Annotated in this window: 9 protein-coding genes and 1 pseudogene; 4 read left to right on the top strand and 6 right to left on the bottom strand. The window is 67.7% G+C overall.

The annotated features are described in order from the left end of the window. The 5 genes from J7E68_RS06985 to J7E68_RS06965 form a co-directional block, all read right to left on the bottom strand. Positions 1-888, bottom strand: an 888-nt coding sequence (locus tag J7E68_RS06985; protein ID WP_215171141.1) for a hypothetical protein, incomplete at its 3' end; no start/stop codon positions are given. 327 nt (positions 889-1,215) lie between these two features. After that, positions 1,216-2,121, bottom strand: coding sequence for a glycine betaine ABC transporter substrate-binding protein (locus tag J7E68_RS06980; RefSeq protein WP_215171139.1), 906 nt, complete (start codon positions 2,119-2,121; stop codon positions 1,216-1,218). Between the two features lie 106 nt (positions 2,122-2,227). After that, entirely contained in the window at positions 2,228-3,208 is a 981-nt protein-coding gene (locus J7E68_RS06975; protein ID WP_215171137.1) for a proline/glycine betaine ABC transporter permease, read from the bottom strand. Further along, a complete protein-coding gene (locus tag J7E68_RS06970) occupies positions 3,208-4,512 on the bottom strand; it encodes a glycine betaine/L-proline ABC transporter ATP-binding protein (protein WP_215171135.1) in 1,305 nt (434 codons plus the stop codon). Before J7E68_RS06970 ends, J7E68_RS06975 begins: the two co-directional genes overlap by 1 nt. 478 nt (positions 4,513-4,990) lie before the next feature. After that, positions 4,991-6,193 carry a methyltransferase gene (locus J7E68_RS06965; protein ID WP_215171133.1) on the bottom strand — a complete coding sequence of 401 codons (1,203 nt, stop codon included), beginning with the start codon at positions 6,191-6,193 and terminating at the stop codon, positions 4,991-4,993. Between the two features lie 254 nt (positions 6,194-6,447). Between J7E68_RS06965 and J7E68_RS06960 the strand changes: the two genes are divergently transcribed. From J7E68_RS06960 to J7E68_RS06945, 4 genes are all read left to right on the top strand, one after another. Further along, entirely contained in the window at positions 6,448-6,867 is a 420-nt protein-coding gene (locus tag J7E68_RS06960; protein WP_311416577.1) for a GntR family transcriptional regulator, read from the top strand. Continuing rightward, a complete protein-coding gene (locus tag J7E68_RS06955) occupies positions 6,864-7,781 on the top strand; it encodes an ABC transporter ATP-binding protein (protein ID WP_215171131.1) in 918 nt (305 codons plus the stop codon). Before J7E68_RS06960 ends, J7E68_RS06955 begins: the two co-directional genes overlap by 4 nt. Then, entirely contained in the window at positions 7,781-8,467 is a 687-nt protein-coding gene (locus J7E68_RS06950; RefSeq protein ID WP_215171129.1) for a hypothetical protein, read from the top strand. The genes J7E68_RS06955 and J7E68_RS06950 overlap by 1 nt, the downstream gene beginning before the upstream one ends. Positions 8,468-8,626: 159 nt before the next feature. Continuing rightward, positions 8,627-9,766 (top strand): aromatic acid exporter family protein, encoded by a 1,140-nt coding sequence (locus J7E68_RS06945; protein ID WP_215171127.1) that lies wholly within the window; start codon positions 8,627-8,629, stop codon positions 9,764-9,766. A 3-nt stretch (positions 9,767-9,769) separates the two neighbouring features. Here J7E68_RS06945 and J7E68_RS06940 read toward each other — a convergent pair. Next, positions 9,770-10,110, bottom strand: a pseudogene (locus tag J7E68_RS06940) (ArsR family transcriptional regulator); the annotation flags it as partial.

Raw genomic sequence — 10,110 nt, 5'->3', positions numbered from 1 at the left:
GAGGTCGGCGGCGTTGTAGCCGCTGGCCCACCCGTCGGTGACCGGAGCCCGCTGGATGTGCGTGCCGAGGCTCAGAGTCACCGTCTGGAAGGTGCCCTTGAGCGCCACCGACCCGCACCCGGCGAGAGAGGTGCTCGTCATGGTGCGCCCGTCGAGCTCTGCCGCGTCGGGCAGGATCGTGTCGCAGCGAGAACTGCTCGACGTCACCGCCGTGGTGAGGGTCGTGGCGGTGGTGCGGAAGTTCTGCGCCCCCGCGAACGGCGAGAACGTCACGCCGGGGGTGACGATGTCGAGCTCCATCGCGATCCAGCCTGCGGCGGTGCGGTCGCCGTCGGCGTTCGTTCCGACGGTCAGACCGTTGCCGGTCAGGATGTTGCAGTACGTCTCCGACGAGTTGCGTCTCTCGGCGCACTGCGCGTATCCGCCGAGTCCCGAGATGTCGAGGATCGGGTCGGTCACCGGCCTGTTGAACGTGACGGTCAGAGTGCCGTTGCCGGGGCAGAAGCCGGTGTAGTCGATGGTGCCGCACATGCCGGCATAGGCCTCGAGCCCGACGGTCGGGGTCGTCGTCGGGTTGAGACCCGGCGTGAACATGGCCGGCGTCGCCCCGTAGCCGGAGTGCGGAGTGGTCGTCAGGAACTGCACCCCGGCCGTTCCGTACTGCGTCGTCGACGGGTTCAGCGTGAGAGTCGCCGTGACTCCGCCCCGGTAGTTCATGGTCGCGGTCGTCGCCGTGCGCGTCGTGCTCACGGCATCCTCGATCGCCTGCGCCGGGTCGTGCGTCGGCGGCAGGTTGCCGGCCAGCAGGATCACCCCGATCATCGCGAGGCCCAGGAGCGTTCGGATGCGGCGTCGCCGTGGTGCCCGTGCCGGTGCTGCTGCAGTCATCAGGGTCCTCATTCACAGGGGACATGTCCGCAGGGCATCCGTGGTCTGTCTCGACCGATCGGCGGCGCTGTGCTCGGCCTCGGCGGAGCCTGTCTGGAGTGCCGACGATCTTTCGACGGCACTCACAAGACGAGCTGCCCGACCGTTCGTGACGAGGGGGTGGGGCTGCTGTTTCGGTACATCGATATATGCAGACACCGCGCCCCAGACGTCGCACCCCGGACGCCGCAGCCCGGACACAGCGATGGGCGGAGGATCCCGAAGGATCCTCCGCCCATCGGGGAGGAGTCCGCCCGTGGTGGGGCGGATCCAGGTCAGCGCGTCAGGTCAGCTGACGACCCAGTCGAACTCGTCGCCGTGCTCTTCGAGCCATGCGTCGACGGCATCCGCTTCCTTGCCCTCGCCGTACTCGTTCACGACCATGTCCTCGAGCGAGCCGTACTGTGCGTCGTCGAGCTGGATCTGCTCGATCAGCTCAGCAGCCTCGGGGAACTCCTCCGCGAAGCCCTTGTGGCCGAGGAAGTGCAGGCCCTCTGCCTCGCCCATGGCTCCTTCGGGGTCTTCGAGGTCCTTCATTCCGAAGGCCTCGTTGGCCCAGAACGGACGCCACAGGGTGACGACGAGGTCCTCCTGCGCGTCGGTCGCGGTCTTGAGCTCGGTGAGCATCGCCGCGGTCGACGAGGTGACGAGCTCGTACTCGTCCTCGAGGCCGTAGGCGGGGATCATCTTCTCGGTCTGAGCGGTCAGGCCCGCGCCCGGCTCGATGCCGATGATCTTGCCGTCGAAGTCCGCACCCTTGCCCTTGAGGTCTTCGATCGAGTTCAGCTCGGAGTACTCCGGAACCGCGATCGTGAGCTTCGCGTTCTCGTAGTAGGTGCCGATGTCCTCGATGTCGTCACCGTAGGTGTCCATGTACTCGGCGTGCGTCAGCTCGGGCCACGCCGACGGGTACATGTCGACGTCCCCCTGGGCGAGACCGGTGTAGAGCGGTCCGGCCTCGGTCAGCGTCTTCATCTCGACCGTGTAGCCGATCTTCTCGAGCTGGTCCTGCAGCAGGTAGGCGGTGCTGAGTCCGTCGGTCCATGAGGGCAGGAAGCCGAGCGTGATCGTGCCCTTGTCTTCTGCACCGTCTCCGCCGGAGTTCGTGCCACCGGCGCCGTCGCTGCTGCAGCCCGCGAGGGCCAGCGATGCGGTGATGCCGAGTGCTGTGATTGCGAGGAACTTCTTCTTCATGTGTATCTCTCCTGGTTCCGTATAGAGGGTGTTCTGGGTGTTCCCTGGGTGATGCGTGCTGTGTCGTACTGCTGTGTCGCAGTGGTGTGTCAGGGAAGTGCGGGGATCACTGGGCGGCGATCGGGGTGCGACGGGGCGACGCCTTGAGGCGGTCCGCCTCATCCACCGCATCCTTGTCGCCCGCGGAGGCCGAGCCCGACCCGTCGTCGTGACGTCCGTTGCGGCGCCGTGCGAGTATCCCGAACAGAGACGAGTGGTTCTCGCCCGGGGTTCCGAGAGCTGCGGTGACGCGGTCGAGGAAGACGGCGATGAGCACGACGCCCAATCCGGCCTCCACGCCCTTGGGGATGTTGATGGTCGAGATGGCCTCGACGACCATCTTCCCGAGGCCGTCTGCACCCGCCATCCCGGCGATGACCGCCATCGAGAGCGCGAGCATGATGACCTGGTTGACGCCGGCCATGATGGTGGGCGTGGCGAGCGGCAGCTGGATGCCGCGCAGGATCTGCCCCGGCTTCGCGCCGAACGCGTGACCGGCCTCGACGGTCTCGGAATCGACACCGCGGATGCCGAGCTCGGTCAGGCGCAGGCCCGGGGGCAGCGCGAAGATCACGGTCGCGACGAGGCCCGGCACCACACCGATGCCGAAGAACACGATCGGAGGGATCAGGTAGACGAACGCCGGCATGGTCTGCATGAAGTCGAGCACCGGCTTGAGCACCGCACGCACGGTGGCGTTGCGCGCCGACCAGATGCCGAGCGGCACGGCGATCAGCACGGCGATGATGGCGGCGACCAGCACGAGGGCGAGCGTCTGCATGGCCGGAACCCAGAGGTCCATCCCGACGATGAGTCCGAACGACACGACGGTTCCGATGGCGAGCTGCCACGAGCGCACGGCCCAGGCGATCAGCGCGGCGATCACGATGACGACGGCGAAGTGGGGTGCCAGCAGGGCGCTCGTGAGCCCCTCGACGAGGAAGCTCATCACGAACGAGATGACGTCGAGGAGTCCGTCGAGATTGGTCTTGACCCAGTCGACGACCGCTTCGATCCACGTTCCGACGGGGATGCGGAAACCTTCCATCAGCGCACCTCCTCGATAGTTCCGGCGACCGGCTGCGAGTCGGCCGTCCATCCGTCATCGAGCACCGCATCGATCTCGGCCTGCGGCATCGGAAGCAGCGGCAGGGTGAGTTCGCCGGTCGCACCGGGGCCGGGGCCGAGAGCTGCGAGCAGGGTGATGCGCGGGATCACGCCGGTCAGGCGCCCTGCGGCATCCACCACGGCCAGCGGCAGCGGCGACTCGACCGAGGGGATGAAGAGGTTCATGAGGACCTCGTCTTCGCTCACGCTCTGCGGCACGGGCTTGATGATCGACTCGAGGGTCGACACGCCCTGGCGTACGAGCTTGACGGCGTCGCGGTCGGTGACGATGCCCAGCAGCTTGCGGTCGCGACCGGTCACGTAGGTGGCCGACATGAACGCGTCGCGCATCTGGCGCAGGGCCGTGCGGGGGCCGGCGGTCTCGGCGACGACGGGGCGCGCGCGCTCCATGACGTTAGCCGCGGTGAGCACACGTGCGCGGTCGACATCCTGCACGAACTGCTCTACGTAGTCGTTGGCCGGGTCGGTCAGGATGTCTTCCGGCGTGCCGATCTGCACGATGCGGCCGTCGCGCATCACGGCGATGCGGTCGCCGAGGAACATGGCCTCGTTGAGGTCGTGGGTGATGAAGACGATCGTCTTCTGCAGCTTCTCCTGGAGTTCGAGCAGCTGCTCCTGCATCTCGCGGCGGATCAGCGGGTCGAGCGCGCTGAACGCCTCGTCCATGAGCAGGATGTCGGAGTCGGCGGCGAGCGCGCGGGCGATGCCCACACGCTGCTGCATGCCACCGGACAGTTCGGAGGGCATCTTGTCGGCCTGGCCGTCGAGACCCACGAGGGCGAGGATCTCGTCGGCCTTCTTCATACGCTCGTCCTTGCCGACACCCTTGAGCTCGAGCGGATAGGCGACGTTCGCGGCGACCGTGCGGTGCGGCAGCAGCGCGAAGTGCTGGAACACCATCGAGATGCGGTCGCGGCGGATCTCACGCAGACGCGACGTCGGGATGCCGGTGATGGCATCGCCGTTGACGATGACGGAGCCGTCGGTCGCCTCGTGCAGGCCGTTGAGCATGCGGATGATGTTGGACTTTCCCGAACCGGAGAGCCCCATGATCACGAAGATCTCGCCCCGGTTCACGGTGAAACTGGCGTCGATGACGGCGGCGGTTCCTGCGTCGCCTACCGCGGATCTGCTCTCACCGGCCTTCAGTCGACGGACGGCACTGCTCGGATTCTTCCCGAACACCTTGTACAGATTGCGCGCTTCTAGAGCGATTTCGGACACGTTTCCCCTGCGGCTCGCCGTGTGCGACTGAGCCTGCTTCGGTTACGTCCGGGTGATCCTCCCGGCCGTTTCGACGTGGTGCTGTGGCGGCGCGGACGGCGGATTTCGGATCCACCGCGATAGAGCATCGACCGTACGTCCACGCCTCTTCGCAGCACAGCACATTCGAAAGAAGGACGTGATCGCGGACTGGTCTTCGGGCCGTCAGGCCCACCAACCAACGTAACGAAATGGCCGGTCAGGGGCAAATCCACGATTTCCGACCCTGTTCAGTTTCGTCGGCTGACCGGGGGATTGCGCGGGTTTCGGCCACGCCGGCGACGGGGTGCACCGCGGGCGTTTCGGGGGCGATCCGGGGGCGAGCCGGGGGCCGTTCCGCGGTCGCCCGAGCGCTTCCGAAGTCCCTGTGCACGTGCGAAGTCCGAATGCCGGGCATCCGGACTTCGGAGGCGTGATCGGACTGCCGGGGCGAACGCGGTCAGCGGCGGATGCTGCGCGTCACCGTGAATTTAGGCGTGCGCTCGAGCTGCTCGGTGTCGCCGACGAGACGAGTCAGTTCGGCGCGGTAGCCGAGCGAGGAATTGAAGACCGTGAAGAGCTCGCCACCGGGGCGGAGGATGCGGGCCGCGGCCTCGAACAGTCGCGTCGCCGCGCCCGTGTGCACACTGCTGCCGAGGTGGAAGGGCGGGTTGAGCAGCACGACGTCGGCGCTCGCGTCGGCGAGCTCGGAACCGGCGTCGTCGTGCATCACCGCCACCCGGTCGGCGATGCGGTTCGCTGCCATGGTGGCGCGGGCCGAGGCCACGGCTGCGGCCGACCGGTCGGTGGCGATGACGTGCGAGTCGGGGTGGGCGAGGGCGTACGACGCGGCGAGCGCCCCTGTTCCGCAGCCCAGGTCGACGACGATCGGGGCCGGGCTCGGCTCGTCGGCGTCCACAACTCCGGAAGACCGGGCGATATCGGGTCGATTCGGGGCCTTTGGGACCGATTCGGGTGAGTTCTTCCTGAGTTGTGAACCGCCGAGGCCGAGCACCTCGAGCAGAACCCGCGTGCCGATGTCGAGTCTCGCCCCCGCGAAGGCGCCGCCGTGCGCGACCAGAGTCAATCCGTCATGCTGCGCCGTCACGGGGAACGGAGGTTCAGACGGCACCGACCGCGGCTCGGATGCCACGACCAGGCGCGACTTCCGCTCGGCACGCTGAGCCTGCACGTGCGAGAAACTGCGACCGAGCACGTTGTTCTGCGCGATGGTCATATGCTTCACGCGTCCGCCGGCGACGAGCACGACCTCGGGGGCAGCCCATCGGGCCACGGAGTCCGCGATCTCCTCGAGTTCGGCGAGCGCCTTCGGCAGCTGCATCAGCACGAGCCGCGCGCCGTCGAGCAGGGTCGCATCGAGTTCGTGCGATGCGAAGCCCGACAGTCCGAGCTCGTCGGCGTTGCGCGCGAGAGCCCGCCGCCCGGTCGCGAGGTCCTGGTGCACTCGGACGCCGTCGAGTCCGGCATCGGTCAGCGCGAGCGTGATCGCCCCGTACTCATCGCCGATCACCGCGATCTCGTGCCCGGCGACGCCGAGGGCGAGGGCGCGCTCGACGAGCAGCAGATCTGTCGCATCGTGCGCGTGCAGGTTGTCGGCCTCGACATCGGGCCAACGGCGCAGGCGGCTGTAGGGGAAGTCCACCTCTCCACCCTAGGAGCGCCGCCTCTTGACTGGCTCAACGCGCTGTCGCCCTACCTGCCCCGGGCACAACTTCGGACCCCATCACCGACACGCCGCCGCTCGCCTGTTCCTCTCGGCGCGCCGCCCTCGTCATCCGAAGTTATGCCCCGGTCGTCGGCCTTCGGCGCGCGCCCCACCCCGGCGCCCCTTGACACGACTGAGGTTCGGTGGTTACCTACTCTAGTAACTAACCCACCAACCCGCGGAGGACACTCGTGATCGAAGAAGGCAAGCCGCTCTTCCTGCAGATCGCCGAGCAGATCGAGGACTCGATCCTCGACGGCTCACTGCAGGAGGAATCCCAGGCGCCTTCGACGAACGAGCTCGCCGGCTTCTACCGGATCAACCCCGCGACGGCAGCGAAGGGAGTCGCCATGCTCACCGACAAGGGAGTGCTGTACAAGCGCCGCGGCATCGGCATGTTCGTCGCCGCCGGGGCGAAGGATGTGCTCCTCGGCGAGCGCCGCGCGGCGTTCGCCGACCGATACATCGACCCTCTGATCGCCGAAGCCCGCACGTTGGGCCTCGGCGCCGAAGACCTCGCCACGCTCTTGCGCGAGCGCGCGAACCCGCCAGCACAGCCAGCACAGACAGCGACCAAGACAGCACAGACAGAAGGGAAGACCACCGCATGACCGCCGTCATCCAGGTCCAGAACCTCACCAAGCACTACAAGGAGAAGAACGCGCTCGACAACGTGTCGCTCAGCCTCGAGGGCGGCGCGATCTACGGCCTGCTCGGCCGCAACGGCGCGGGCAAGACCACGCTCATGTCGATCCTGACCGCGCAGAACTTCGAGTCGTCCGGCACCGTGCGCGTCTTCGGCGAGCACCCCTACGAGAACACCCACGTCCTCAACCGGATCTGCTTCGTCCGTGAGAGCCAGAAGTATCCGGATGACGCCTACCCGCGTCACGCGTTCAAGGCCGCGAGCCTGTTCTTCCACAACTGGAACCAGGAGCTCGCCGACGAACTCATCGAGCAGTTCCAGCTGCCGATGAAGCAGACGATCAAGAAGCTCTCCCGCGGCCAGCTCTCGGCCGTCGGGGTCATCATCGGGCTCGCCTCGCGCGCCGAGCTGACCTTCTTCGACGAGCCGTACCTGGGCCTCGATGCGGTCGCCCGTCAGATCTTCTACGACCGCCTGCTCGAGGACTACGCCGAGCATCCGCGCACGATCGTGCTCTCGTCGCACCTGATCGACGAGGTCTCGAACCTCATCGAGAAGGTCATCGTGATCGACAACGGCAAGATCCTGCTCAATGAAGACACGGATGCCGTGCGCGACCGCGCCGTCACCGTGGTCGGCGATGCGGCCAAGGTCGACGCGTGGGCGTCCGGGCGCGAGGTGCTGCACCGCGAGGCGCTCGGACGCGTGGCATCCGTCACCGTGCTCGGAGCCCTGTCGCCCGCCGAGCGCAGCGAGGTCACGGCATCCGGCCTGGATCTCGCGCCCGTCTCGCTGCAGCAGCTGATCGTGCGGCTCACGCAGAAAGCCGAGGCGGGCGCCACCACCAGAGACGCAGCCATGAAAGAGGAGGTGCGCTGATGCGACGCACACTCAACGTCATCCGTCTGCAGCTGATCAACCGCCAGACTTTCATCTGGGTGCCGCTGATCGTCCTCGGCTCCGCAGTCGTGATCTCGGTGCTCATCTACGCGATGATCCCCGTCGACACCCCGAAGTACGGCGGCGGCGGCCAAGCGCCGCTCTGGTACTTCTTCGCCATCGGCATCTCGGCGATGACCCTCACGTTCCCGTTCTCACAGGCGATGAGCATCACGCGCCGGGACTTCTTCTTCGGCACCCTTCTCACGGCCATCCTCGGCAGTGCTTTCATGGGCGTGGTGTTCCTGATCGGAGGCGCCATCGAGACGCTGACCAACGGATACGGCGTCAACGGCTACGTGTTCTACCTGCCGTGGCTGTGGGAGGCGGGTCCGCTCGGAGCCTTCGTCGTCTACTTCACCCTCGCCCTCTTCCTGTTCGTCGTCGGCTTCACCGGCGCGACGATCTACAAGAGCTGGGGACCCACGGTGCTGACCATCGTCGGAGTGGGTCTCGCCCTGATCCTCGTCGGACTCGCGTTCCTCGCGACGAGGCTCGACCTCTGGGGGCAGGTGTGGACCGGCATCCTCGACGCCGGAGCGCTCGGACTCGCACTGTGGGGGCTCGTCGCCACGGTGGTGCTCGTCGGCATCTCGTTCCTCGCGTTCCGCCGAGCCATTCCCTGATCCCGCACGATCACCCGACGCCGGTCGCTCCTCACGGGGCGACCGGCGTCGTCGCGTTCATCACCGCTACCCCGCCGACGGCGCCCGGCGCAACCCGGTGCGCGAACGGATGCCCGGCCACTAGCGTCACCTGTCGGGGAGGATGACGAGAGGGATGCCGTGACGAACATCAGGACACGAGTGCGCGCCCGCCGCCCCGGCATCGTGCGCTCGCTGCGCGAGGCCGTGCTTCCGGCCCGGCTGCTGCTCGTCGCCAAGACCGCGCTCGCGGTGGGGCTGGCGTGGACGATCGCGCCGCACATGCCGGGCGTCACCGACGAGTATCCCTACTACGCTCCGCTTGGCGCCCTCGTCAGCATGTATCCGACGCTCATGGGCTCGGTGCGCTCGGGCGTGCAGACGCTGCTCGGGCTCGCCACCGGCATCGGGCTGGCGGCGATCGTGGTGCTGACCGTCGGCCCGACCTGGTGGACGATCCCTGCGGTGGTCGCCATCGGGGTGCTGGTCTCGGGCACCGGCTGGTTCGGCGTCGGTCGGGAGTACGTTCCGATGGCCGCGCTCTTCGTGCTGATCATCGGCGGCCAGAACGCCGACGACTACTCGATCGGGTACCTCTTGCAGACGACCGTCGGCGTGGTGGTCGGACTCCTCGTGAACCTGGTGATCGCGCCGGCGCCGCTCACCCTCGCCGCCGCGGCGAAGGTCGATGCCTTCCGTGCGCACCTCAGCCAGCATCTGCACGACATCGGCTCGGCGGTCTCGGAGTCGTGGCCGCCCGAGCATCAGCAGTGGGCCGAGGGCGCGGCATCGCTGGCCGACACGACCGCGGAGCTGCGCACCGCGCTGTCGGATGCCGACGACAGCCGCCGAGGCAACCCGCGGGCGTTCGGACGACGCGGCGAGACAGCCCACATCCATGCGGAGCTCGCGCGTCTCGACCGGATCGCTCATCTCATCCGCGACATCTCCGACGAGATCGCCGACACCATCTGGGATCGCCCCGGCGCTCTGGTGCTCGACGATGCACTGCCCGAGCCCCTGTCGGCCGCGTGCCACGCCGTCGCCGAGGTCATCGCGCAGGAGGATCCCCTCACCGCCGCCGACCACCGCGCCAGAGGCGAGGCCGCACGGGCCATCCGACTGCTGCTCGAGACGGTCGACGATCGGACGATCCATGTGCGGCGATCGATGGGGCCCGGCGTGCTCGCGGCCATGCATCTGCGCCGCATCCTGATCCTCAGCGGCCACCGCGAGCCCGAAGAGGGCGATGAGACGGAGTCGTCGAGCGACGACGCCTAGGCGTCAGATGGTGTCGTCGGCGGCGAGGATGTCGATCTGCCACGGACGCCCGGCCGGGTCATCCTTGTCGTGAGCCTCGGCCGCCTCGGTGATGACCTGTCGCACGCGCTCCATGACGGCGTCGAACTCGGCCTCGGTGAGCCGGACCATCTGCTGCACGAACGCGGCATGCACCTCGGTGGTGCGACCCGAGCGGTATTCGGGGGTCCACGCGATCACTCGCGCCATCGTGTCCTGATGGTCTTCCGCCAGGGACTGGACCATGGCGATTCCCAGAGCCTCATCCGGCACCGGGTGCTCGGGGCCGCCGAGGTTGATCGATCCCTTGCGCGACTTCCACACGC

Origin of the sequence: Microbacterium sp. ISL-103 (assembly GCF_018613995.1) — a bacterium.
GTDB lineage: Bacteria > Actinomycetota > Actinomycetes > Actinomycetales > Microbacteriaceae > Microbacterium.
The sequence above is the reverse complement of the archived record's forward strand: the minus strand, read 5'-3'. Positions and strand labels throughout refer to the sequence as shown.